This window comes from Paraburkholderia sp. GV068, from assembly GCF_003058125.1.
In the GTDB taxonomy this organism is placed as follows: domain Bacteria; phylum Pseudomonadota; class Gammaproteobacteria; order Burkholderiales; family Burkholderiaceae; genus Paraburkholderia; species Paraburkholderia graminis.
In genome coordinates this window covers 215,970-240,006 of the sequence record NZ_QBUB01000012.1, presented here as the reverse complement: position 1 = coordinate 240,006, position 24,037 = coordinate 215,970, and the positions used below count along the sequence as shown (strand labels likewise).

Here is a 24,037-nt window from a genome sequence, read left to right as displayed (position 1 = left end):
CGGGAAGGAAGCCGGTTCCGATGTGCCACGCGAGGTTTCGGTGGCACATCGGCGAAGCACCTAAAAAGAGGAAAAGCCTGCAACGGAAATGGGATGCGTCCGAACGTCGGCGCCATCAGCGCGCCCCTAAGATGCTGGACGATCTCCTATCCACACGCGCGGGCGCGTAGAGCGCGCGCCGCCGTGGCTTTTCCCGCAGGTGTTCATGGAACCTCAATCCAAGCGCCCCGGCGGGCGCACCGCGTCGCCATCGGCGTCATCGTCATCCCGCGTCGACTCGCTCGTGAATGCCGCGCTCGACGCGCATCAGGCCGGCCGGCTCGACACGGCCGATTCGATCTACCGCGAAGTCCTCGCAATCGATCCGGCGAATGCCCGCGCCTTGCATTACTTCGGCGTACTGCACTATCAGCGCGGACAGCACGCGGACGCCGCCACGCTGATGAGCCACGCGCTCAAGCACGATCGTCATGACGCCGCCTGCTGGAGCAACCGCGGTCTTGCCGCCGCCGCGCTCGGCTATCTTGACGAAGCCACCATCTGCTACGACCAGGCGCTGCAACTCCAGCCCGATTTCGCCGACGCGCGCAATAACTTCGGCGTCGCGTTGCAGGCGCAAGGCGCGTTGAGCGAAGCGGTCGAGCAATACCGGCTGGCAATCGCATCGAACCCGGCCTTTGTCGACGCGCATCTGAACCTCGGCACGGCGCTCGGCAAGCTCGGCAATTTCACGGAAGCACTCGCGTGTTATCGCGACGCCTTGCAGCTCGATGCGAACTCGGCGGAAGCGCACTTCAACGCGGGCAATGCGTATAACGCGCTCGGCGAGCACGAGGCGGCGGTTGCCAGTTTCGAACGCGCGCTCGCGCTGCGGCCGGATTACGCCGAAGCGCACATCAATCTGGGCAGCGCGATCGGCAAGCGCGGCGACTATGCGGGCGCGGAGTCGCACTATCGGCGCGCGGTTGCGCTGAACCCGAATCCGACCAACCTCGTGTGCCTGGGCGGCTCGCTCGGCGCACAAGGACGGCTCGACGAAGAAGAGACGTTCTATCGCGACGCGCTCGCGCGCGAACCGGACTACGCCGACGCGCATCAGAACCTGGCGTGGCTGCTGCTCAAGCGCGGCGACTACAAACAAGGCTGGGCTGAGTTCGCGCTGCGCTGGCGCAAGAGCGATTACGACGCGCTGGCGGTGCCGGGCGTGGCCGAATGGCGCGGCGAACCGCTCAACGGGCGGCGTTTGCTGATCGTCGGCGAACAGGGTTTTGGCGATCACTTCCAGTTCCTGCGCTACGCGCGCGTGCTGCACGAACGCGGCGCGACCGTGGACGTGTGCGTCCGCGAGCCGTTGCTGCGGCTCGTTCAACGCGTGCCGGGCGTGCATCGCGCGTTCGCCGGCAAGCCGGATGCCGGCTACGACTTCTGGGTGCCCATGATGAGCGTGCCGTCGTGCGTCGGCACCGAGCTTTCCAGCATCCCGGCGCAAATACCGTATCTATTCGCCGACAACGCGAAGGTCGAAGCCTGGCGCAAGAAACTGCAGACAAGCGGCAAGACGAAGCGCAAGGTCGGCCTCGTGTGGGCGGGCAGTCCCGTGTTCGGCAACGACCGCTACCGCTCGATGGCGCTTGCCGACTTGCATGCGCTGGCCAACGTCGCGAAGCTGAGCTGGTATCCGCTGCAAAAAGGTCCCGCGCATGTTCAACTGGCCGACGCTCCAGACGCATTCCGCGCGCACGATTTCAGCGGCGAACTGAATGACTTCGAAGACACCGCCGCGCTCATCATGAACCTGGATCTGGTGATCGCCGTCGATACTGGCGTCGCGCATCTGGCCGGCGCGCTCGGCAAGCCGGTGTGGCTGCTGCTGCCGGCCAATTCGGATTGGCGCTGGCTCGAAGCGCGCAGCGACTCGCCGTGGTATCCGCGCATGCGGCTCTTCAGGCAGCAGGTGTTGGGCGATTGGGCGGGAGTGGTGAGAGAAGTGGCCAGCGCATTAAAGACGGGTAGATAACGGCGCCGCTGTTCTTATCCTGCCTCGACCGCGAAGCCATGCTGCCGCAGCAATTGCAGCACGCCTTTGCGTCCGCCAAGATGCAACGCGCCGATCGCCACGAATACAGGCTTGTTGGGCGCGGCGATCAGCAGCATCCGCGAGACGAAGCGCCGGTTGCGCGCGTAGACGATTCTTTCGTCGATCGAATTCGACACGCGCTTGTCGCGCGCGAGCTTTTCCGTTTTCGCGGCCTCCCACGCGGCGATTGCATCGGCATCGCCGACGCGCCACAGGCGGTGCAACGTGCGCACGTCCTCGACGTTTTGCGCGGGTGTTTGCACCAGATCCTGCGCGAGCATCTCGCGTTGTTGCGCGAGCGTGAGTCCGGTGAACGCGCGCATCTGCTGCGGCAAGGTTTCAAGCCCGACAATCTTGCCGCGTGTGCGCAGATAAACATTTTGCAGTTGCGCCTCGGTGCCGTATTCGGTCTGCAAACCGGCGCTGAGCGAGTCGTAGGTTTCCACCAGGAGCGACGCGAGCCACGGCCGCATCTTCTTGATCTCATCGAGCGCGGCGGGATTGCCGCGCAGACGAAACGCGAGCTTGCGCCACAGCGGCTCCGGCAAGAGGCCTGGCAGACAGTCGCGGCGGCATACGCCGTATTTCGACACGTCGTCTTGCGAGACCAGCAACTCGTCGGGCGAGAGTTCCAGCGCGAGCGTCGGCGAGGCCGCCAGTGCGCCCATGATCGGCGGACGAAACGGCTGAGCCGCGGGGTAATCGGCGGGATCGCCGACATGCAGCGTGCCGAGCACGTAGACCGTGGTCGTGCCGCGCGTCGCGACGTAGAACGGCATGCGCGCCGGTTGCAAACGTACCGGACCGCTCGTGCTCGTGCCCGGCGTCGCGGGCGGCGGATTGAAGCCCGGCAGCGCGGCGCGTGGCGGCGTCGGCGAATGCGGAGCCGGCGAATGCGGCAGCGGCACCGTGGGGCGCGCAGCCTTGGCGTTGGCGTCGGCGGAAACCGTTGGGGTATTGGCCGCGGCGCCCGCGGCATACGCCATGCGGGACAGGCCCACGCCGAGACAGAAAACGCCGACGAGCGCGGCACCGGTCAGTGCACGCGCCCGCAAGCGTCGCGTGAAGGCAGCGCGGCGGCCGCCATCACGCGAGCGGCGCGCAAGACGACGCGCCGCCAGCGCATCAGGCATCCACGTCCCCCACCTCCTCGGCGCGGTGACACGACACCAGACGGCCATCCACTTCACGCAGCTTCGGCTCCTCGCTGCGGCAGCGGTCGATCACATACGGGCAGCGTAGATGGAACGTGCAACCCGACGGCGGATTCAGCGGCGAAGGCATTTCGCCTTGCAGCTTGATCTTGATCGTGCGATCCGCCTCGAAGATCGACGGCGTGGCCGACATCAACGCCCGCGTGTACGGATGCCGCGGCTTCGAGAAAATGCGCTTCTTATCGCCGAGTTCCGCGATGCCGCCGAAGTACATCACCATCACATCGTCGGCGATATGCTCGACCACTGACAGATTGTGCGAGATGAACACGTAGCTGGTCTTGAACTGCTGCTGCAGATCCATGAACAGATTCAGAATCTGAGCCTGGATCGACACGTCAAGAGCCGACACCGGTTCATCGGCGACCACGATTTGCGGATCGAGAATCATCGCGCGCGCAATCGCCACACGCTGACGCTGACCGCCCGAGAACATATGCGGATAACGCTTCGCGTGTTCGGGGCGCAGGCCGACGGTGCGCATCATTTGCGCGATGCGTTCGGCGCGTTCCGTCGCGCTCAGTTGCGTGTTGATGGCGAGCGGTTCACCGAGCGTCTGCTCGACGGTCTTGCGCGGATTCAGCGACGCAAACGGATTCTGGAACACCATCTGCACGCGCCGCCGCAGCGCGGCGATTTTCGCGTGATCGGCGCCGGCCACATCTTCGCCGTCGATCAGCAAGCGGCCCGCGCTAGGCGATTCGATCATGGTGAGCTGGCGCGCAAGCGTCGACTTGCCGCAGCCGGATTCGCCGACCACGGCGAGCGTCTTGCCGCGCTCGAGCGCAAACGACACGCCGTTGAGCGCCTTCACCGTGCCCGTCGCGAACATGCCGCGCTTGACCGTGTAGTAACGCGCGAGCTTGTCGGCGACGAGCACGTGATCGCCCGCATGGTCCGACTGGCGCCGCGTTTCGGGTACTGCATTCATCGTGCGCCTCCATGTGTGTGAACGTTCGCGTCGCCGACCAGATTCAGCGGCTTGATGCAGCGCACGCGCGCCACTGCCGCGTGACCTTGCATGGCCTCCAGCGGTGGTCGCGCCTTGTTGCAGTCGTCCACCATGTACTTGCAGCGCGGCGCGAAGAGACATCCTTTCGGACGATCGTCGCGGCCCGGCACCATGCCCGGCAAAGCAGCGAGCCGCACTGCGCCCACGTTGTGCTCGGGAATCGCGGCCAGCAATGCTTCCGTATACGGATGATGAGGCGCGGCGAAAATGTCCGGCACCTTGTTGGTTTCGATCACTTCGCCAGCGTACATGACCGCGACGCGCTGCGCGACCTCGGACACCACCGCGAGATCGTGCGAGATCAGCACGAGCGCCATGCCGCGCTCCTTCTGCAAGCGCATCAGCAGTTCCATGATCTGCGCCTGGATCGTGACGTCGAGCGCGGTGGTCGGCTCGTCGGCGATCAGCAGCTTCGGGTTGCAGGCAATCGCCATCGCGATCATCACGCGCTGGTTCATGCCGCCCGACATCTGATGCGGAAACGACGTGATGCGATTCTTCGCGTCCGGAATGCCGACCTGATCGAGCAGTTCGAGCGCGCGTTTGTCGAGCGCGCTGCCGCGCAGGCCTTCGTGCAGCTTCAGCACTTCCTTGATCTGGTAGCCGACCGTGTAGCTCGGGTTCAGACTCGTGAGCGCGTCCTGGAACACCATCGCGATGTCCTTGCCGATGATCTTGCGGCGTTCCTTCGCCGATGCCTTCAGCAGATCGCGTCCGTTGAACGTGATTTCGTCCGCGGTGACTTTGCCCGGCGCGTCGATCAGGCCCATCAGCGCCATCATCGTGACGCTTTTGCCCGAGCCCGATTCGCCGACGACCCCCAGCACTTCGCCCGGCGCGACGTCGAGATTGATACGGTCGACAGCGGGCAAGCCGTTGAAGTTCACCGCCAGATTGCGGATGGTCAGTAGGTTATTGCTCATTTATGCCATCCGTTTTAGTTTCGGATCGAGTGCGTCGCGCAGCCCGTCGCCGAGCAGATTGATCGCGAGCACCGAGATCAGGATGGACAAACCAGGCATCGTGACGATCCACCATGCACTGTCGATGTAATCGCGCGCCGAGGCCAGCATCGCGCCCCACTCCGCCGATGGCGGTTGCACGCCGAGCCCGAGAAAACCGAGCGCGGCCGCATCGAGAATCGCCGACGAAAAACCGAGCGTGGCCTGCACGATCAGCGGCGCGGTGCAGTTCGGCAGCACTTGCGAAAACATCAGGCGCAAGGTGCCGGCGCCCGCCACACGCGAGGCCGTCACGTATTCCTTCTGCAACTCGCCTTGCGCCGACGCGCGCGTCAAACGCACATAGCCCGGCAACGCGACGATCGCAATTGCGAGCATCGTATTGACGAGACCCGGACCGATGATCGCGACGACGGCCACCGCGAGCAGCAGCGACGGCAGCGCGAGCAGCACGTCCATGATCCGCATGATCGGCGTGTCGGCCCACTTGTCGAAGAACGCCGCGATGAGGCCGAGCACGATGCCCGGAATCAACGCGAGCACGACCGACACGAAGCCGATCCAGAACGACAGCCGCGCGCCGTACATGAGACGCGAGAGGATGTCGCGGCCGGCTTCGTCGGTGCCGAGAACGAAGCGCCAGTTGCCGCCTTCGAGCCACGCGGGCGGAATCTTCACGAAGTCGCGATACTGTTCGATCGGGCTATGCGGCGCGAGAAGCGGCGCGAAAATCGCCACGACGATCAGCAGCAACACGATGATGCCGGCGCCAACCGCGCCGCGATTACGCGAGAAATTCGCCCAGAATTCGCGGGCGGCGATAGCGCGGCCGCTGGGCGGAGTTACTGCTGTGGGAACTGTGTTTTGGATGTCTGCCATCGTCATGCCTCCCGCGGAGCCGCCTCAAGGGAGGCATGCGCCCCCTCGGGGGGCAGCGAACGAATGTGAGCGTGGGGGTTCATGTCTTACCTCGTATGGCGGATGCGCGGATTCAACACGCCGTACAACAGATCGACGACGAGGTTCACGAAGATAACCAGTGTGGCGATCATCAGGATACCGCCCTGCACGACCGGATAATCGCGGCGGCCAATCGCGTCGATCAGCCACTTGCCGATGCCCGGCCACGAAAACAGCGTCTCCGTCAGCACCGCGCCCGCAAGCAGCGTACCGACCTGCAGACCGATCACGGTCACCACCGGGATCAACGCATTGCGCAATGCATGAACCACGATCACGCGCCCAGGCGACAACCCCTTCGCGCGCGCCGTGCGAATGTAGTCCTCGCGCAGCACTTCGAGCATCGACGAACGCGTCATGCGTGCGACGACCGCGAGCGGAATCGTGCCGAGCACGATGGCCGGCAAAATCAGATGGCTCAACGCGGATTTGAACGCGCCTTCGTCGGTGGACATCATCGCGTCGATCAGCATGAAGCCGGTCACGTGCGGAATGTCGTATTCGACGGCGATGCGGCCCGACACCGGCGTCCAGCCGAGCTTCACCGAGAACACCATGATGAGGATCAAGCCCCACCAGAAGATCGGCATCGAATAGCCGGTGAGCGCCGTGCCCATCACGCCATGATCGACCGCCGTGCCGCGCCTGAGCGCAGCAAACACGCCCGCGGGCAAGCCGACGATCAGTGCGAACAGCATCGCGCAAATCGACAGTTCGACGGTGGCGGGGAAACGGGCGAGGAATTCGCCCATGACGCTGGTGTTCGTGATGATGGAGGTGCCGAGGTCGCCGTGAAGCGCGCGGCCGATGTAGTGGACGTACTGCATCGGCAGAGGTTCGTCGAGTCCCAGCCGGTGCATCGCTGCGGCGTGCATGGCCGGATCGACGCCGCGCTCGCCCATCATCACTTCGATGGGATCGCCCGGTATCAGGTGAATCAGCGCGAATGCAAGGATCGTGATGCCGATGAACGTCGGTATCACCATGCCTATGCGGCGCAAAACAAAGCGGAACATGGTTCGTCCCTATGGTCTTGATGAAGAAAAAACGCAACCGGCGACGAGGGCTCGTGACCCCGGTCGCCGGACCATTTCGACCAGTTTTCTAACCGTGCGAAAAGCGTACTGCGCGAATTTTACGACTTGCCCGACAGGTTGGCGGGCGCCTTACTTGACGCTCACGCCGTCGAAGCGCGCATAGCCGAGCGGCTCGATGCGCATGTCGTTCACCTTCTTGCTGACAGGCTGATAGACCGTCGAGTGAGCGATCGGCGAGAACGGCAGTTGTTGCGCGAAGATTTCCTGCGCCTTCGTGTAGGCCGCCGTGCGCGCGCCCTGATCCGACGTTGCGCGGCCCTTCTGGATCAACTCTTCGAAAGGCTTGTGGCACCACTTCGAGAAGTTGTTGCCGTTCACCGCGTCGCAGCCGAGCAGCGTGCCGAGCCAGTTGTCCGGATCGCCATTGTCGCCCGTCCAGCCGATCAGCATCGTGTCGTCTTCACCCGCGTGCGCGCGCTTGATGTACTCGCCCCACTCGTAGGTGACGATCTTCGCCTTCACGCCGATCTTGGCCCAGTCGGCCTGGATCATTTCCGCCATCAGGCGGGCGTTCGGGTTGTACGCGCGTTGCACGGGCATGGCCCACAGCGTGATGTCGAAGCCGTTCGGATAACCGGCCTTCGCGAGCAGCGCCTTGGCCTTGTCCGCATCGTACGATGCGCCCTTCAGGTTCTTGTCATAGGACCATTGCGTCGGCGGCATCGGATTCGTGGCGGCCTGGCCTGCGCCTTGATACACCGAGTCGATGATCGCCTTCTTGTTGATCGCCATGTCGAGCGCCTGACGCACTTCGACCTTGTCGACCGGCTTGTGCGTCACGTTGTACGCGAGATAGCCGAGGTTGAAGCCCGGCTGCGACGGCATCGCAAGGCTCGATTCAGCCTTCAGCGGCGCGATGTCGGCGGGACGCGGATAGCTCATCACCTGGCATTCGTCGCGCTTGAGCTTCTGCACGCGCACACCGGCGTCCGGCGTGATCGAGAAGATCAGCTTCGAGATCTTGACTGCGTTCGGCTTCCAGTAATCCGGATTGCCGTCGAAGCGGATCGTCGCGTCTTTCGTATAGCTGCGGAAGATGAACGGACCGGTGCCGACCGGGAACTGGTTGATGTCCGCGGCCTTGCCGGCCTTCAGCAACTGGTCGCCATATTCGGCCGAGAGAATCGACGCGTATTCCATCGCCATGTTCTGGATGAACGGCGCGTTGACTTCCTTCAGCGTGAACTTGACGGTGTACGGATCGACCTTTTCGACCTTCGTGATCAGCTTGTCGAGGCCCATGTCCGTGAAGTACGGAAACTGCACGGAGTAGGCCTTGCGGAACGGCTGATTGGTGTCGAGCATGCGCTCGAACGTGAACAGGACGTCGTCCGCGTTGAATTCGCGCGTCGGCTTGAAGAACGACGTGGTCTGGAACTTCACGCCGTGACGCAGATGGAACGTGTACGTCTTGCCGTCCGCGGAGACATCCCACTTTTCGGCGAGGCCCGGCTCGACCTTCGTGCCGCCGCGCTCGAATTCGACGAGGCGGTTATAGACGGTGAACGTATTGGCCGTGAAATCGGTGCCCGTGGTGTACTGGGCCGGATCGAAACCCGCGGGGCTGCCTTCTGAGCAGTAGACGAGTGTCTTGTTCGGAATCTCGGCGCGCGCGCTGTTCGCGCCCACCAGCGATGCCGCTGCAGCTGCGACGAGCGTCGTAACACGCGCGGCGCGCAACAGATTGTTTTGCTTCATGTTTCCTCCAGGTTCGGGGCTGGCTGACGCCAGCGTAGCGCGATATTACTGAGCTTTCCCCGGTGTCACAAGCAGAGGAAATTATCGGCGATGCCGCCGCTGGCGCGCCCCGGCGGATATTTGCAGCGCTCTTTCGAATGACTTTCAGAGTAGGTGATTGGGGCGGTTTTGGGGGAATCGTTTGAGTGTTCTGCCGCAGGGCTCGGAAAAACACGGGAAGAAAAATGTCCGCGAGACGCGCCGCGCGTCATTCGCGCGGCGGTCTGCGGAGGACCAACGGAAGCGATAACCGTTGGTTGTTCGACGCTCAGCCCTTCAACCGCTCGCAAATCGCCTTGGTCGCCGCCGCCCCGTTCAGCGTATAAAAATGCAAACCGGGCACCTTGGCATCGACCAAACGCTTGCACAGGTCCGTCACCACGTCGAGGCCGAATGCGCGGATCGACTCGCGGTCGTCGCCGAAACTCTCCAGCCGGCGCGCGATCCAGCGCGGCACTTCCGCGCCGCACATCTCCGAAAAGCGCATCAGTTGCGAGAAGTTCGTGATCGGCATGATGCCCGGCACGATCGGCACATCGACGCCGAGCTTGCGTGCGTCGTCGACGAAACGGAAGTACGCGTCCGCGTTGAAGAAGTACTGCGTGATCGCGGAATTGGCGCCGGCCTTCACCTTGCGGGCGAAGTTTTCCAGATCGTGACGCGGCGAGCGCGACTGCGGATGATATTCCGGATAGCCGGCCACCTCGATCCAGAACCAGTCGCCGAACTCGGCGCGGATAAAGCTCACCAGTTCCGACGCATAACGCAACTCGCCCACTTCGCCCATGCCCGAGGGCAAGTCGCCGCGCAGCGCGACGATATGGCGAATCCCATGCGCGCGGTACTGGTTGAGAATCGCGCGCAGGCTCTCTTTGGACGAGCCGATGCACGACAGATGCGGCGCGGCCTCGAGCCCTTCCTTCGCCATATCGACGACGGTATCGAGCGTGCCCTGCTGCGTCGAGCCGCCGGCGCCGAACGTGACGGACACGAACTTGGGCTTGAGCGTCGCAAGCTGCGCACGCGTGGCGCGCAGCTTGTCGACGCCTTCCTGCGTCTTCGGGGGGAAGAATTCGAATGAAAGTTCGATCGGGTTCATGATCAGTATGTCAACCGAGACTGCGGTTGCCGAAAATAAGCGCGGACAGCAGCCATGAAACGATGCTGTACAGAATCGAGCCGAAGAACGCCGACCAGAATCCCGAGACCTCGAAACCCTTCAGCAGCGACGCGCACAGCCAGAAGCACAGCGCATTGACCACCAGAATGAAGAGCCCCAGCGTCACGATCGTGACGGGCAGCGTCAACAGGATCAGCACCGGGCGCAGGATCGTGTTGATCAGCCCAAGCACGACCGCGACGATCAGCGCGGTGCCGAAGCTGCGGATATGAATCGACGGAACGAGATAGGTGATGATCAGGAGCGCCAGCGCATTGATCAGCCAGGTCAGCAGCACGGTCATGTCAAGCTCCTTGCAGGCAGAATGTCCGTTAATCGATGGGAAGCGGGCATGGTGAACAAAGCGGCGCATGCGCGCCGCTCCGTCGTCATACCGTCATGTTTTGCAGCGCGAAGGCGCACCGCAACGCACGTGCTTAGTAGCGGTAGTGATTCGGCTTGAACGGACCGTTCTTGTCGACGCCGATGTAGCCAGCCTGATCGTCGGACAGCACGGTCAGCGTTGCGCCGATGCGCGCCAGATGCAGGCGTGCGACCTTCTCGTCCAGATGCTTCGGCAGCACGTACACGCGGTTCTCGTACTTGTCGCCTTGCGTGAACAGTTCGATCTGCGCGAGCGTCTGGTTCGTGAACGAGTTCGACATCACGAACGACGGGTGGCCCGTCGCGCAGCCCAGGTTCACGAGACGCCCTTCGGCCAGCAGGATCACGCGCTTGCCGTCCGGGAAAATGATGTGGTCGACTTGCGGCTTGATGTTGTCCCACTGGTACTGACGCGTCGATGCCACATCGATTTCCGAATCGAAGTGACCGATGTTGCAGACAATCGCGTTGTGGCGCATCGCCTTCATATGATCGTGGTTGATCACGTGATAGTTGCCGGTTGCCGTCACGAAGATGTCGGCCTTGTCGGCTGCGTATTCCATCGTCACGACGCGGTAGCCTTCCATCGCCGCTTGCAACGCGCAGATCGGATCGATTTCCGTGACCCACACGGTCGCGCCGAGACCGCGCAGCGATTGCGCACAGCCCTTGCCCACGTCGCCGTAACCGGCCACGACCGCGATCTTGCCCGCGATCATCACGTCGGTCGCGCGCTTGATGCCGTCGACCAGCGACTCACGGCAGCCATACAGATTGTCGAACTTCGACTTGGTGACCGAGTCGTTGACGTTGATCGCCGGGAACGGCAGGCGGCCTTCCTTTTCCATCTGATACAGACGATGCACGCCCGTCGTGGTTTCTTCCGTCACGCCCTTGATGTGCGCGAGGCGCGTGGAGTACCACGTCGGATCGGCGTCCAGATGACGTTCGATCGACTTGTACAGCGCGACTTCTTCCTCGTTGGTCGGCTTGGCGATCACCGAGCGGTCTTTCTCTGCCTTCGAGCCGAGGATCAGCAGCAACGTCGCGTCGCCGCCGTCGTCGAGAATCATGTTGGCGAACTCGCCGTTCGGCCATTCGAAGATGCGGTGCGAGAACTCCCAGTATTCGTCGAGCGACTCGCCCTTGAACGCGAACACCGGCGTGCCGGCCTTGGCGATGGCGGCGGCGGCGTGATCCTGCGTCGAGAAGATATTGCACGAGGCCCAGCGCACGTCCGCGCCGAGCGCCGTCAGCGTTTCGATGAGCACGCCGGTCTGGATGGTCATGTGCAGCGAACCGGCAATGCGCGCGCCCTTCAGCGGCTGCTGCGCCTTGTACTCGTCGCGCGTTTGCATGAGTCCGGGCATTTCCGTCTCTGCAATGGTGAGTTCCTTGCGGCCCCAGTCGGCGAGCGACAGGTCGGCAACGATGTAATCCTGGGAAGCCTGGGAATCGATAACTGCGGCGTTCATCACGCCCTCCTTTCTAAATAGTGACTAGAAATTTGACGTGAGCGCGGTTCGATGCGGTGGATAGGACAACGCAATTGCGCATCCGGGCCCTCCGATTGAAGCCTTCGAGCCTGGCGGGCGGCCGGCGAATATATGCTGATTCGCGGTACCCGTCGCAACGCTCCTCGAAGACGAACGGCGATTGTAGCAAATTGGGATGGGTGTGGGGCGTGGGGCGGAGGCGCTTGTGGGTCCGTGGATGAAGGCGGCGAAGCCGCGGCGGCTTGTGAATTGGGGCTCGGTGTTCGCCTTGGTTGCGGCGCCTTTGGGCCGCTGCTCAGGCTCCGGCCACACTTAGTTGCCGGCGCAGTTACAGACAGACGCCGCCCCACCTAACAGCGCAACTTCAGGACGGTTTTCCGTCCGCCGTGGCAGCCGCCTCGCCCGCCGCCGGCGTCGTGGCCTCGGCGGCAAGATCCGCGCCGCGCAACTGCGCGATGCCCGCTTGCGCCCTCTCGAGAAACCGAAGCGAAAAAGAGAACGCGTCGGTCACGTCGGCGGGCGACGGCGTCAACCAGCCAAACGCAATGCGGAAATACCGCTCGGCGTGGATGCCCGCGTGGTAATGCATGCGCACGCGCTTCGCGTCCGGCAGCCGCGGATTGCCGAACATCTCCCGCAGCGCCCACGAGAACGCGCCATCCTCGCCGCCGATACGGCGAAACGCGTCATCCATCGGAAAGCCGCCGAGCGCCGCGTACACCGCACGGCGCACCACGAGACTGCTCGGCACCGTGTTGCTGAGCGTCGCCGCGTGCTGCGCAAAATCGGGGTGGCCGGTGATGTCGGCGGGGAAATCGACGTACTCGACGTCGAGCCGCACCGACACCTGCTTCGGATAGTGCGCGAGAAACCCGCTTGCCGCAGTCAGCGCGCCGGGCAGATATTCGTCGTCGGCATCGAGAAAGGCGAGCAGATCGTGCGACGCGTGCAGCGCGCCCCAGTTGCGCGCCCGCGCCGCGCCGCCGTTGCCCGGCATGCGCAGCAGTTGCACGCGCGGGTCGATGTTTGCGTATTGCTCGACCAAGTCCGCGGACGCATCGGTCGAACCATCGTCCACCACGATGATCTGCGCGGTCTCCGGCTGAATGCGGCAGCTATCGAGCGCGCGGGCGAGCGTGGACGCGCCGTTGTAGCAGGGAATAACGATGCAGATAGCAGAAGCGGGCGTCATGGGGAAGCGGCGGCAGCCGGTCGCGTCAAAGGTGGCAATCGTAGCTCGCGGTTTGCACCGCACGTCTCAATATTAGGCGCGCGGATTGCCTCGCCGTCATAAATGCCATGACTTACAATCGCCCGATTCATTCCAATATGGAATCGGGAGCCCGATCGTGGAACTGCGTGCGCTGCGCTATTTCGTCGAAGTCGTTCGTCAGCAGAGCTTCACCGTCGCCGCCGAGCAGATGTTCGTCACCCAGCCCACCATCAGCAAGATGGTGAAGTCGCTCGAAGACGAGATCGGCTCGCCGCTGCTGCTGCGCGACGGCCGGCAGATGGTGCTCACCGACGCCGGCCGCATCGTCTATCAGCGCGGTCAGGAGGTGCTCGCCGCGCACGCGCAGTTGCAGGCCGAACTGAACGATCTCGGCACGCTCGGGCGCGGCGAACTCACCATCGGTATTCCGCCGATGGGCGGCTCGCTCTTCACGCCCGCGATTGCCACGTTCCGCCAGCGCTATCCGAAGATCGAGCTGAAGCTGTTTGAGCAGGGCTCGCGCGCCATCGAGACGGCGCTCATCAACGGCGAGCTGGAACTCGGCGGCGTGCTGCAGCCGGTCGACCCCGCCAATATCGACGTGCTGCCGATCACTCGTCAATTGCTCTGGCTCGTCGCGCGCACCGGCTCGCCCTGGGACGAATTGCGCGAAGTGCCGCTCGCACAGCTCGCGAACGAGCCGTTCGTGTTCTACGGCGAGAGCCTGGCGCTCAACGACGTCGTGCTAAACGCGTGCCGCGTCGCCGGATTCGCGCCGACTATCGTCGGACGCAGCGGACACTGGGATTTCATGGCGGCGCTGGTGCTTGCCGGCGTCGGCATCGCGTTGCTGCCCGCGCCTTATTGCCGGCGGCTCGATCCCGCGCAGTTCACCTGCCTGCCGGTGGTCGAGCCGGAGATTCCATGGGAAATGGCGATGGGCTGGCGCCGCGACGGCTATCTGTCGCACGCGGCGCGCGCCTGGCTGGAGGTGGCCCGCGAAACGCTGCCCGGCCGCGCCGGCGACGACCTGATGCTCGGCCTGACGGGCATCGCCGCGCCGCTTCAGGCGCCGCGCGCGGAATGACAAATGCCGCCCGGCGGGAGCCGGGCGGGCATGGTGGTTGGGATTGAGCGTCGCCCGCCTTGCTGCAACCGGTGACGCGCCACCGGCATTACTGCTCCGCGTGAAGCGCGACCGGCCTTCTTGCTGCGCATGAGGCGCCCTCCGGGCATGCTGCTGCGCGCCGAGCGCCAGCGGCCTTTACTGCTGCCCGTGATTCAGCGCCGCCATCGCTGCTGTGCGCCGGACGCCACCGCCTTACGGCTGCGGCTCAGGCGCCCTCGCCCTCACTGCTGCGCGCTGAACTCAATGCGGCGATTGGCGAAGCGTCCGCTAGCCGTGTTGTTGCCGGCGATCGGGTGCGCCTGGCCATAACCTTGGGCGCGAAGCGAGTCGCCCGGTACGCCGGCTTTGACCAGATACGAGCGAACCGCTTCCGCACGTTCCTTCGACAGTTGCAGATTGGCCTGCTCGCCGCCGACGTTGTCCGAATAGCCCGCCACTTCGAGCTTCGCGACGCGCCCGTTGCGCGCGCAGGCGTTCAGCACGCGCGCCGACTGGCCCAGGTCGTCGTTAGCTGTCGCCGGCACACGCGCACTCGAGCTTCCGAAGTTGATCACCTGCAGGTTGAGCACTTTGGCGATATCGGCCGCGACGCACGTCGGGTTGCCCGTCAACAGAGCCTTGACCGCGCTGCGAAAATTCGCCGTTGCCTGTTCGACGGCGTGTTCGGGGTCGAATGCGCCGACGTCGTACGAGGCGCCGAATAGCGACTTCAACGCGTTCTGCCAACCCAGTTTGGCGTTGGCAGCCGCGCCGCTCAGTTCGATTCGCGTGCCGTCCAGTTTCAGTTCCGCGCCGGGCACGCTCATCAGCGGCACGAGGCCGTCGAGGCGCGCGAGCCAGTCGGCCGGCTTGGTGGCCGGGTCGACTGTGATGTTCGCGCTGTAGTTGTTTTGGCCGAGGCGCTTGGTCAACTCGTCGATGAGCTGCGTCTTTTCGGCCTCGCTGCCGACCGTCGCGGTGAACGTCGGCTTGCCCGCTTCGTTCACGCTGAACGCGAACTGGCTGTTTTTGGCCGGCGCCGCGGCGACGCCCGGCTGATGCGCGTCGCTCGTGGCAATTGCGCGGGCCGCGCCGTTGGCGGCATTTGCGGCGCTCGGCCCGCTTGCGCCGTTCCCGGCGCTCGCGCCACTTGCCGCGCTCGCCCCTCCAGCAACACCCGCCCCGCTCGCCGCAACGACCGACGCCGACGCCGACGCAGCGGCAGACGCCGCATCCACAGCCGCCGACGCCGCGGCGTCCTGCACGGTGCCCGTCACCATCGACGCGTTTCCGTCGCTAGCCGCGACTGCCGCTGCAAGCTCACCGGACGCCCCGACCGCCGCCGAAGCCGGCTGCGCCGCTACAGGTTGCGCGCTCTCACCGACCGCATCGCCAGCACGGTGTTGCAGTTGCGCGAAGCTGTCCGGAAACAGATAAGCCAGCAACGCGGCGCCGAGCCCGAGCGCCAACAGCAGCCACCACAGCCACGCGTGCGAGCGGCGCTTTTCGCCGACCACCGCGTCCGCCGGCACATGAACCGCCGCGGTCACTTCGGGCGTGGGTTTCGCTGCCGGCATCGGATGCTCGATATGCGCCGACACCGCCTTCAACTGCCCGAGCACGCCGCCGGTAAAAGCGCCAACCGTGCCGAGCCCGAGCGCGCCGAGCAGCCGGTCGTTCAGATACGGCGCGATGAGCGGCATCTGATGGCTCAACAGCGCCGGCAGTTGACCGACGCTGCCCTGGCTTTTCAGCAGATGCTGTTTGAGCATGCCCAGCATGGTCGCGCCGACGATGCCCGTGATCGCATGCGTGGCGTGCGCCGGCACGCCGGTTTGCACGGCCACCTCGTCGCTGAGCGACTCCGCGCGGCGGTCGAGCGAACGTTCGAGCAACGCGCGCCCCGCGCCTTCGAGTTCGCTCACGCCGCGCGTACTGTCCGTCAGATGCGGCAACTGTTCGGCGATTCGCGCGTCGACATCGGGCGAGACGGCGGTGGCGAACAGCGAGCGCGCGCCCTCGAGCGTCGCGGCCTTGTGCATCAGCCCGGCCAGCAGCGCGGGCGCGGCGGTGGTCACCACGGCGCGCGTCGCTTGCGGCGGCAAGCCGATGCGCTCGCCCAGTTGCGCGACCACTTCGTCCGTCAACGCGGACTGGATCGCGTGAATCAAATTGATGCTCATGCCTTCGCTTCCTGGAGTTCCCGGACCCGCCACCTGACGCGCCCCTAATTGCGCGGCGATTATAGGTATCCGGAAGTCTCATAAAAGGAACGGCACAATTTATGACGATTTAGACGACGTTCGCACTGGTTCTCTCATAATTGGCGTCGGAAATGCGGCGGTTCGAGCGGGCGTACCGACACGTTCACGCCGCGCTGGCCGTCGGCGCGGCGCTTGCCACTGCGCCGGCCTGCTCCACCGTCTGCGGCCGGCGACGGCTCGCCGTCATCAGCTCGGCCGCGCGTTCGCCGATCATCACCGTGGGCGAGTTGGTGTTGCCGCCGATCAGCGTCGGCATCACCGATGCATCGACGATCCGCAGTCCCTCGACGCCTCGCACGCGCAATTGCGGATCGAGCACCGAGCGCGCGTCGCCGCCCATCCGGCAAGTGGCGACCGGGTGATAGATCGTGTCCGCGTGCTCGGCGATGATCTGGCGCAACTGTTCGTCGGATTGTCCGGGCCGCGTGTACAGTTCGCGGCCGCCGTGCAGCGCAAGCGACGGCGCGTCGAGAATGCGCCGCGCCATCTGCACGCCTTCGACCAGCAGATCGAGATCGCGCGAATCGCTGAAAAAACGCGGGTCGATCACGGGCGCCACGCGGGCATCGGCGCTCGCGAGCGTCACCGAGCCGCGGCTAAACGGCCGCAGCACGCACACATGCAGCGAATAGCCGTGGCCCCAATGCATGTGCCGGTTATGGTCGTCGACGAGCGCCGCGCAAAAATGCAGTTGCAGGTCGGGCCGCTCGAGCGTCGGCCTGCTCTTCAAAAAGCCGCCCGCCTCGGCGACGTTGCTCGACAGCATGCCGCGGCCGTGGCGCATGAAGGTGACGAACTGCGGCACCATCCGCGCGATGCCGCGCACCGAGAAACCGGTCGGCTCGATCGACGACACGCGCTTGTTGATCGTGAAATCGACGTGGTCGATCAGGTTCTGGCCGACTTCGGGCGCATCGTGCAAGACCTTGATGCCATGCGCTCGCAGATGCCCGGCCGGCCCGATGCCGGAGCACATCAGCAATTGCGGCGAATTGAACGCGCCCGCCGCGAGCACGACTTCGGCGCGCGCGGCGAGCGTCTCGCGACGGCCGCCGCGCACCACGTCCACGCCGCTCGCGCGCTTGCCGTCGAACACCACGCGCAGCACCGTGGCATCGGCGATCGTATGGAGATTGGCGCGCTCGCGATCGTAGATATAAGCGCGCGCGACGCTGCAACGCCGGCCATCGCGCTGCGTGACCTGATAGAAGCCGATGCCTTCCTGATCGGCGCCGTTGAAGTCGTCGTTCGGCTTGTAGCCGGCTTCCATCGCGGCCTGCACGAAGCGCTTCGAAAACGGATTCCGGTAGCGCAGGTCGGACACGGAGAGCGGGCCGCTGTCGCCGTGCCACGCATCGGCGCCGCGCTCGTTGCCCTCGGCGCGGCGGAAGTACGGCAGCACGTCCTGCCACGACCAGCCGTCGCAGCCCAGTTGCGCCCATTCGTCGTAATCGAGCGGATGGCCGCGCGTGTAGATCATCGCGTTGATCGCGCTCGATCCGCCGAAGCCGCGCCCGCGCGGCTGGTAGCCTCGCCGGCCGCCGAGTCCCGGTTGCGGCGTCGTCAGGTAGCCGTAGTTCGTCCTGAGTTTGTTCGGCACGACCGCCGCGACGCCCACCGGCATGTTGACCAACAGGTTGCGGTTCGTATGCGGGCCCGCTTCGATCAGCGCAATCGTCGCGTCGGGACAGTTGTCCGCGAGACGGCTCGCGAGCGCGCAGCCGCCCGAGCCGGCGCCGACGATGATGTAGTCGTATTCCATCGCTCCTCCTGATGGGCGCGTTGTCTGCGCACCCTGTCTCGTGCACACTTGTCTACGTGTGTTTCCCGGCATTGTAGGGACGGTTCGGAGGCCGCGGCGGCTTCGCGTCAGAGCGATTACTCTAAACCTAAGGGCCCCTGCGCCCCTATGATGAAAGACCCGCAGACGCCCGCCGCGCGGCGGCTTGCGGGATTCAAACAGGGTCCGTGAGCGATGTGCTTTTGGCGCACGGCAAGTCCGTCGCAATCAAACGGCGCCGCGCGGACGCATGCTAACGACCGCGCACGGATGGCGCGCCGATGCCGCAGCGAAAACGCATAGAGCGCGCACAGACAGCGCACGCAAAGCGCCCACTTGGCGCAAACGCCGCGCGATAAAAAACCCGTGCCGGCGCCCTTGCCGCGAACACGCGGCGAACGGAGACAGCAGATGCAACGCCATAGCTTCGGCCAGACTCACGAGGTCACCAATCAGGTGCCGCCGCTCGCGGACTACAACCTCTTTTCCACCGACGCCGCGCTATCCGCCGCGCTCGAACGGGACGGCGCCGCATGGCATCGCGACGCGCTGCTGCGGCACGGCGCGGCGCTCACCACGCCGGAGACGCTCGCGCTCGCCGAACTCGCCAACCGTCACACGCCCGAGCTTTCCACGCACAGCCCGCGCGGCGAACGTATCGACGCGCTCGAGTTTCATCCCGCGTGGCATGAGTTGCTTTCGCTGCTGCGTCGCGAGGGATTGCACGCGTTGCCGTTCTCCGACCCGCGGCCGGGCGCGATGGCCGCGCGCTGCGCCGGGTACTTCCTGCATGCGCAGATCGAGTCCGGCTCGCTGTGCCCGTTGACGATGACGTTCGCGAGCATTCCGGTATTGCAGCGCGAGCCTCAACTGTTCGAGACGTTGCGCGACAAGCTGTATGCGCGCGGGCACGATCCACGGGATGTTCCGCTCGCGCAAAAAGCGTCCGCGATGATCGGCATGGGCATGACCGAAAAACAGGGCGGCTCGGACGTGCGCAGCAATCAGACCCAGGCGCGCGCGATCGCTGCCGGCGGCCGCGGCGGCGCCTATGAACTGGTCGGCCACAAATGGTTTTTCTCGGCGCCGCAATGCGACGCTCATCTGGTGCTTGCGCGCACGCACGATCACGTCGGGGTGTCGTGCTTTTTCGTGCCGCGCTTCACGCCCGACGGCAGCAAGAACGCCGTGCAAATCCAGCGTCTGAAAGACAAGCTCGGGAACCGCTCGAACGCGAGCAGCGAAGTCGAATTCCTCGACGCGTTCGGCATCATGATCGGCGACGAAGGACGCGGCGTGCCGACCATCATCGAAATGGCGAACTACACGCGGCTCGATTGCGTGATCGGCAGCGCGGCGCTGATGCGCGCGGCGCTCGTGCAGGCGATTCATCATGCACGCCATCGCAGCGCGTTCGGCCGCAATCTCGTCGATCAGCCGTTGATGCGCAACGTGCTCGCCGACCTCGCGCTCGAATCGGAAGCGGCGACCGTGCTGTTCATGCGGCTCGCGCAGGCGTTCGAGCAATCCGCCGATGCAGGCACAGCGACGTCCGCCGCAGATTCAGCGGCTGCATCCGCCGAGCGCGCATGGCGGCGCATCGTGACGCCGGCGGCGAAATACTGGGTTTGCAAACGCGCGCTCGAATTCACCGGCGAAGCGATGGAAGTGTGGGGCGGCAACGGCTACGTCGAGACCGGTCCGATGGCGCGCTTCTATCGCGAGGCGCCTGTCAATTCGATCTGGGAAGGCTCCGGCAACGTGATGTGCCTCGACGTGCTGCGCGCACTGGAGCGCGAACCCGACGCGGCGCAGGCGCTCTTCGCGCAATGGCAGGCCGATGCCGCCGCGCATCCCGCGTTGAGCGCCGCGCTCGGCAAACTCGCCGCGACGCTCAACGGACCGGCCGAACATCGCGAGGCTTCGGCGCGGCGCATCGCGCAGCAGATCGTGCTGATCGCGCAGGCCACGCTGCTCGTGAGGCATTCGCCCGCCGTTGTCGCGGAGGCCTTCATCGCCACCCGTCTCGCGGATGGCTGCGGCGAAAGCGGCCGCGTCTATGGCACGCTGCCCGCCACGTTCGATCACGCGGCGATCGTCGAACGCGCTTTTCCGGTTTGAAACCGCAGCCAGCGGCACGCAACCAAGCAACGACGCAACAACACCGATAAGCGCATCTTTCATCAGGGAGTGGTGAACAATGAAGAACGACTTGCCCGAGGTCGCCGCGCTGCAAGCGCTGCTTGGCGATCAGCGTCATGCGTATTTGCGCGCGCCATATCCGTCGTGGGAAACGCGCGCGGCGCATCTGCAAGCGCTGCGCAAAGTGCTGCTCGATAATCGCGACGCGCTCGCCGACGCGATGAGCGCCGACTTCGGCAATCGTGCGAAACAGGAAGTGCTGCTTGCGGAATTCCTGCTGGTGAAAGAGGAAATCGACGCGGCCCTGCGCCACGGCAAACGGTGGATGAAAGCGCAGCGCCGCCGCACCAACAAATGGCTGCTGCCGGCCCGCGCGAAAGTGGTGCCGCAGCCGCTTGGCGTGGTCGGCATCATCGTGCCGTGGAATTATCCGGTGCTGCTTGCCGCCGGGCCGCTCATCAGCGCGCTCACCGCCGGCAATCGCGCGATCGTCAAGATGTCCGAACTAACGCCGCGCACGTCCGCGTTGTTCGAGCAGTTGATCGGCCAGACCTTTGCACGCGATCACGTCGCGGTCGTCAACGGCGATGCCGCGCTCGCCGCTGCGTTCAGCGCGCAGCCCTTCGATCATCTGCTGTTCACGGGATCGACGAAAATCGGCCACGAGGTCATGCGCGCCGCCGCCGAGCATCTGACGCCGGTCACCCTCGAACTCGGCGGCAAATCGCCGGCGATCATCGGCGCGCACGCGCGTTTCGAGAATGCCGTGGATAACCTGATCGCCGGTAAGACGCTCAACGCCGGGCAGACCTGCGTCGCGCCAGACTACGTGCTGGTGCCGCGCGGCAAGGAGCAGGCTTTCATCGACCGGGCGCGCGTGCGGATGGCGAAGATGTACCCCGGCTTCACGCACAACCCGGATTACACGTCGATTATTTCGCCGCGCCACTTCGAGCGGCTCGAGCGTCTCGCGGACGAAGCCGAGGCCGCTGGCGCGCAGTTGCATCCGCTCACCGACAGCGCGCCGGATGCGGCGAGCCGCCGCTTTCCGCCTGTCGCCGTGACGAATGCGCCCGCCGATTGCGAGTTGATGCGAGAGGAAATTTTCGGGCCGCTGCTGCCGATCGTCCCGTATGACACGCTCGACGACGCGATCGCGTGGATAAACGCACGGCCGCGCCCGCTCGCGCTTTATCTGTATGCGGACGACGATGCGACCATCGAGCGCGTCACGCACGAAACCATCGCGGGCGGCATGGCGATCAACGAAACGCTGATGCATCTGGCCTGCGAAAGCCTGCCGTTCGGCGGCGTGGGAGCCAGCGGAATGGGCGCTTATCACGGCTACGAAGGCTTCGTGACGTTTTCGAAGATGAAGCCAGTGTTGACGCAGGCGCGTCTGAACGCGCGCGGATGGATCGCGCCACCTTACGGCAAGCGCGTCAATGCGCTGTTGAGGTTGATGATGCGGTTTTGATTGCGGCTCGCTGCATGGTTGCGCAGTGGCGCGGTTACGCCGAAGCTCACCGCCCGTCACCCGCACCATCGATGTCGACCGCAACAACATCGGTGACATCCTCCACACCGCTCTTCGCGCTGCCCGACGCGGCCTGCGGCGGCTCGCGCTCCGCTCCGCTTTCCAGTCGATGCAGCCACGCCAGCAATTCGGCGACCGCCTGATAAAGCTGCGGCGGAATGCGCGCGTCGAGGTCCACCTGCATCAGCAGCGAGACCATTTCGGGCGCTTCATGCACGTACAGCCCGGCTTCCTTCGCGCGCTGCACGATCATGTCGGCGAGCATGCCGTAGCCCTTCGCGATCACGCGCGGCGCGGGATCGCCGCCATTGGCGTCGTAGACGAGCGCAGCCGCGCTGCGGCGATGTTTGCGGCTCATCACATGTCCCAGTCGAAATCGTCCGGCGGCGCGCGCCGGCCCTTTTCTGCCGCCGTGTTTGCCCCGCCATTCCCCGCCGCCGACGAAGCCCCAGCACCCGCGCCCGCCGAGGCCGATCGCGCATACGCCGACGCCGCTGCCTGAGCGGCCGCCGCAGCGCTCGCCGTCGCCGCGCCCGTCGCAGGCGCGCCGCCGCCGATCTCGCGAATCGTCAACCCGTGCAACTGGATGCCCGCCGCCGCGAGCCGCTGACGAAAGCCCTCGCCCTGCATCGCAAGCCGCGCCGCGCCGCCCGGACTTGCCTGCACGCGCGCGACGAGGCGCATGCCGGTCAAGGTCAATTCGGCGTCGACGGTGCCGAGCGTCGGCAGCGACAGCGTCAGCCGCGTGCGCCACGGCTGATCCTCTTCGCTCGCCGTGCCGCCGCCGCTGCGGTCCCACTCGTCGCCGTCCTGTTCGATGGTCCAGTCGAGTTTCGCGCCGGGCCACGCTTCGCCGGTCCAGCGAAACTGGCCGGTCGCAAGCAGATCGAGCTGCTGACGCACAAGCGGCACCGTCGCCGGATGAACCGCGGCGGCTTGCGCCGTCTGCTGCGAGCTGCCGTCCGCCGCTGCCGACGCGGCGTTGTGCAAACCGGCATGCGTCGATTGACCGTTCAGGTCGGACAGCGAACTCGCGAGCACTTCACCGGCGGCGAAACGCGCGGCGTGCGCCGTGTCGATCGACGGCATCGCGCGGCCGGCGCTCGTGCCGGCATTCGCATTGGCCGAGTTCGCGGAATTCGCGAAATTGCCCGCGTTCGGCGTCGCACCGTCAGCCGCCCCGTTCGGCGCCGCGCCCATGCCCGGCTTGGCGCCGGCACCGGCACCAGCAGCCGCAGACGACGCATCGCCGGCAGCGCTTCCCCAGTTCAACGGCAATTGCGCCGACGCCGCCACGAGCTTGTTCTGCGCCTCGCCGGCGAGCGTCTCCGGCGAGCGCTGGCCGCTCAGCCATTGGGCGAGATGCGCTTCGTAGAAGAGACCGCTGTCGCCGACCGTCTGCGCAAGCGCGGCCGCGAGCGCCGCAACGGGCACTTGCGCCGCCGCGACATTGGCAGTGGCCGCCGATGCAGCGGCGTTCGAAGCGAGATTGGGAGCAGCAGGCGCGTCGAAAACCGGCAAGGCGCCGACTTCGACGTCGAGTGCGGGAGCGGCGGGCCAGATCGGCGTCTGGCCGACAATCGCCGGAGTCGCCTCGCCGCCCGAACGCACGATCGCGTTGAGCGTGAGCGCGACAGCGGACAAGGCCGTTTGCGCCGAAGGCTGCGGCGGCGCGGGCGGGGCGAGCGGAGCCGAAGTGGTCGGCGCGGTCTCGACGTCCGGCGCGCCGGTTTGCGTGGTGGCGGCGCTGCCGGGACCAATGTTCAGCAGGCTGTCGACGCGGGTCGCGAGCAGCGATGCGAGGGCCGTGTCGATTCCGTTCATGCCGATTCCTTGGTCACATTGGCGGCAGCGCGCTCAAATTCGTTCAGTCAGGCGCCTCGCGGCTGCATCGC

18 protein-coding genes and 1 riboswitch are annotated in these 24,037 nt (G+C 65.3%); of the genes, 4 read left to right on the top strand and 14 right to left on the bottom strand.

From position 1 onward, the window contains the following. Positions 1 to 205 precede the first annotated feature (205 nt). A complete protein-coding gene (locus C8K18_RS23680) occupies positions 206 to 2,017 on the top strand; it encodes a tetratricopeptide repeat protein (RefSeq protein ID WP_107709939.1) in 1,812 nt (603 codons plus the stop codon). A 14-nt stretch (positions 2,018 to 2,031) separates the two neighbouring features. Here the strand turns inward: C8K18_RS23680 and C8K18_RS23675 are convergent, their stop codons facing one another. The 10 genes from C8K18_RS23675 to C8K18_RS23630 form a co-directional block, all read right to left on the bottom strand. After that, complete coding sequence (locus tag C8K18_RS23675; protein ID WP_107709941.1) at positions 2,032 to 3,210, bottom strand: TraB/GumN family protein; 1,179 nt, start codon at positions 3,208 to 3,210, stop codon at positions 2,032 to 2,034. After that, on the bottom strand, positions 3,203 to 4,222 hold the full coding sequence (locus tag C8K18_RS23670) for a peptide ABC transporter ATP-binding protein (protein WP_053858856.1): 1,020 nt from the start codon (positions 4,220 to 4,222) through the stop codon (positions 3,203 to 3,205). Before C8K18_RS23670 ends, C8K18_RS23675 begins: the two co-directional genes overlap by 8 nt. Beyond that, positions 4,219 to 5,226 carry an ABC transporter ATP-binding protein gene (locus tag C8K18_RS23665; RefSeq protein ID WP_006052554.1) on the bottom strand — a complete coding sequence of 336 codons (1,008 nt, stop codon included), beginning with the start codon at positions 5,224 to 5,226 and terminating at the stop codon, positions 4,219 to 4,221. The genes C8K18_RS23670 and C8K18_RS23665 overlap by 4 nt, the downstream gene beginning before the upstream one ends. Continuing rightward, a complete protein-coding gene (locus C8K18_RS23660) occupies positions 5,227 to 6,144 on the bottom strand; it encodes an ABC transporter permease subunit (RefSeq protein ID WP_006052553.1) in 918 nt (305 codons plus the stop codon). An 86-nt stretch (positions 6,145 to 6,230) separates the two neighbouring features. Continuing rightward, on the bottom strand, positions 6,231 to 7,241 hold the full coding sequence (locus C8K18_RS23655; protein ID WP_006052552.1) for an ABC transporter permease subunit: 1,011 nt from the start codon (positions 7,239 to 7,241) through the stop codon (positions 6,231 to 6,233). Positions 7,242 to 7,391: 150 nt separating this feature from the next. Continuing rightward, positions 7,392 to 9,020 (bottom strand): ABC transporter substrate-binding protein, encoded by a 1,629-nt coding sequence (locus tag C8K18_RS23650; protein ID WP_006052551.1) that lies wholly within the window; start codon positions 9,018 to 9,020, stop codon positions 7,392 to 7,394. 307 nt (positions 9,021 to 9,327) lie between these two features. Then, complete coding sequence (gene metF / locus C8K18_RS23645; protein WP_053858857.1) at positions 9,328 to 10,158, bottom strand: methylenetetrahydrofolate reductase [NAD(P)H]; 831 nt, start codon at positions 10,156 to 10,158, stop codon at positions 9,328 to 9,330. 10 nt (positions 10,159 to 10,168) lie between these two features. Next, entirely contained in the window at positions 10,169 to 10,522 is a 354-nt protein-coding gene (locus C8K18_RS23640) for a phage holin family protein (RefSeq protein WP_054040830.1), read from the bottom strand. A gap of 133 nt (positions 10,523 to 10,655) precedes the next feature. Further along, entirely contained in the window at positions 10,656 to 12,077 is a 1,422-nt protein-coding gene (gene ahcY, locus C8K18_RS23635) for an adenosylhomocysteinase (protein WP_006052548.1), read from the bottom strand. Between the two features lie 32 nt (positions 12,078 to 12,109). Further along, positions 12,110 to 12,249: riboswitch (S-adenosyl-L-homocysteine riboswitch) on the bottom strand. A 213-nt stretch (positions 12,250 to 12,462) separates the two neighbouring features. After that, on the bottom strand, positions 12,463 to 13,290 hold the full coding sequence (locus C8K18_RS23630) for a glycosyltransferase family 2 protein (RefSeq protein WP_107709943.1): 828 nt from the start codon (positions 13,288 to 13,290) through the stop codon (positions 12,463 to 12,465). A 157-nt stretch (positions 13,291 to 13,447) separates the two neighbouring features. Here C8K18_RS23630 and C8K18_RS23625 point away from each other — a divergent pair, with 157 nt between their 5' ends. After that, positions 13,448 to 14,398, top strand: a complete 951-nt coding sequence (locus C8K18_RS23625) for a LysR family transcriptional regulator (RefSeq protein WP_006052546.1) — start codon at positions 13,448 to 13,450, stop codon at positions 14,396 to 14,398. A 263-nt stretch (positions 14,399 to 14,661) separates the two neighbouring features. On the opposite strand, the gene C8K18_RS23620 is transcribed toward C8K18_RS23625, so the two are convergent. Both C8K18_RS23620 and C8K18_RS23615 read right to left on the bottom strand, forming a co-directional pair. Further along, the gene (locus C8K18_RS23620) at positions 14,662 to 16,602 is read right to left on the bottom strand and encodes an OmpA family protein (RefSeq protein ID WP_107709945.1); all 1,941 of its coding nucleotides are present in this window, start codon (positions 16,600 to 16,602) and stop codon (positions 14,662 to 14,664) included. A 184-nt stretch (positions 16,603 to 16,786) separates the two neighbouring features. Then, a complete protein-coding gene (locus C8K18_RS23615) occupies positions 16,787 to 18,445 on the bottom strand; it encodes a GMC family oxidoreductase (RefSeq protein ID WP_107709947.1) in 1,659 nt (552 codons plus the stop codon). Between the two features lie 429 nt (positions 18,446 to 18,874). Here C8K18_RS23615 and C8K18_RS23605 point away from each other — a divergent pair, with 429 nt between their 5' ends. Together C8K18_RS23605 and C8K18_RS23600 are read left to right on the top strand one after the other, a co-directional pair. Further along, positions 18,875 to 20,584 carry an isovaleryl-CoA dehydrogenase gene (locus tag C8K18_RS23605; protein WP_107709951.1) on the top strand — a complete coding sequence of 570 codons (1,710 nt, stop codon included), beginning with the start codon at positions 18,875 to 18,877 and terminating at the stop codon, positions 20,582 to 20,584. 79 nt (positions 20,585 to 20,663) lie between these two features. Continuing rightward, the gene (locus tag C8K18_RS23600) at positions 20,664 to 22,082 is read left to right on the top strand and encodes a coniferyl aldehyde dehydrogenase (RefSeq protein ID WP_107709953.1); all 1,419 of its coding nucleotides are present in this window, start codon (positions 20,664 to 20,666) and stop codon (positions 22,080 to 22,082) included. A 46-nt stretch (positions 22,083 to 22,128) separates the two neighbouring features. On the opposite strand, the gene C8K18_RS23595 is transcribed toward C8K18_RS23600, so the two are convergent. Beyond that, complete coding sequence (locus tag C8K18_RS23595; RefSeq protein WP_006052541.1) at positions 22,129 to 22,500, bottom strand: EscU/YscU/HrcU family type III secretion system export apparatus switch protein; 372 nt, start codon at positions 22,498 to 22,500, stop codon at positions 22,129 to 22,131. Further along, entirely contained in the window at positions 22,500 to 23,966 is a 1,467-nt protein-coding gene (locus C8K18_RS23590) for a flagellar hook-length control protein FliK (protein ID WP_107709955.1), read from the bottom strand. The genes C8K18_RS23595 and C8K18_RS23590 overlap by 1 nt, the downstream gene beginning before the upstream one ends. Between the last annotated feature and the right edge of the window lie 71 nt (positions 23,967 to 24,037).

Excerpts from the sequence above, each read along its gene's own strand:
- C8K18_RS23680 (WP_107709939.1), top strand. The coding sequence starts at position 206 with ATGGAACCTCAATCCAAGCGCCCCGGCGGGCGCACCGCGTCGCCATCG.
- C8K18_RS23675 (WP_107709941.1), bottom strand. The coding sequence starts at position 3,210 with ATGCCTGATGCGCTGGCGGCGCGTCGTCTTGCGCGCCGCTCGCGTGAT.
- C8K18_RS23670 (WP_053858856.1), bottom strand. The coding sequence starts at position 4,222 with ATGAATGCAGTACCCGAAACGCGGCGCCAGTCGGACCATGCGGGCGAT.
- C8K18_RS23665 (WP_006052554.1), bottom strand. The coding sequence starts at position 5,226 with ATGAGCAATAACCTACTGACCATCCGCAATCTGGCGGTGAACTTCAAC.
- C8K18_RS23660 (WP_006052553.1), bottom strand. The coding sequence starts at position 6,144 with ATGGCAGACATCCAAAACACAGTTCCCACAGCAGTAACTCCGCCCAGC.
- C8K18_RS23655 (WP_006052552.1), bottom strand. The coding sequence starts at position 7,241 with ATGTTCCGCTTTGTTTTGCGCCGCATAGGCATGGTGATACCGACGTTC.
- C8K18_RS23650 (WP_006052551.1), bottom strand. The coding sequence starts at position 9,020 with ATGAAGCAAAACAATCTGTTGCGCGCCGCGCGTGTTACGACGCTCGTC.
- metF (WP_053858857.1), bottom strand. The coding sequence starts at position 10,158 with ATGAACCCGATCGAACTTTCATTCGAATTCTTCCCCCCGAAGACGCAG.
- C8K18_RS23640 (WP_054040830.1), bottom strand. The coding sequence starts at position 10,522 with ATGACCGTGCTGCTGACCTGGCTGATCAATGCGCTGGCGCTCCTGATC.
- ahcY (WP_006052548.1), bottom strand. The coding sequence starts at position 12,077 with ATGAACGCCGCAGTTATCGATTCCCAGGCTTCCCAGGATTACATCGTT.
- C8K18_RS23630 (WP_107709943.1), bottom strand. The coding sequence starts at position 13,290 with ATGACGCCCGCTTCTGCTATCTGCATCGTTATTCCCTGCTACAACGGC.
- C8K18_RS23620 (WP_107709945.1), bottom strand. The coding sequence starts at position 16,602 with ATGAGCATCAATTTGATTCACGCGATCCAGTCCGCGTTGACGGACGAA.
- C8K18_RS23615 (WP_107709947.1), bottom strand. The coding sequence starts at position 18,445 with ATGGAATACGACTACATCATCGTCGGCGCCGGCTCGGGCGGCTGCGCG.
- C8K18_RS23605 (WP_107709951.1), top strand. The coding sequence starts at position 18,875 with ATGCAACGCCATAGCTTCGGCCAGACTCACGAGGTCACCAATCAGGTG.
- C8K18_RS23600 (WP_107709953.1), top strand. The coding sequence starts at position 20,664 with ATGAAGAACGACTTGCCCGAGGTCGCCGCGCTGCAAGCGCTGCTTGGC.
- C8K18_RS23595 (WP_006052541.1), bottom strand. The coding sequence starts at position 22,500 with ATGAGCCGCAAACATCGCCGCAGCGCGGCTGCGCTCGTCTACGACGCC.
- C8K18_RS23590 (WP_107709955.1), bottom strand. The coding sequence starts at position 23,966 with ATGAACGGAATCGACACGGCCCTCGCATCGCTGCTCGCGACCCGCGTC.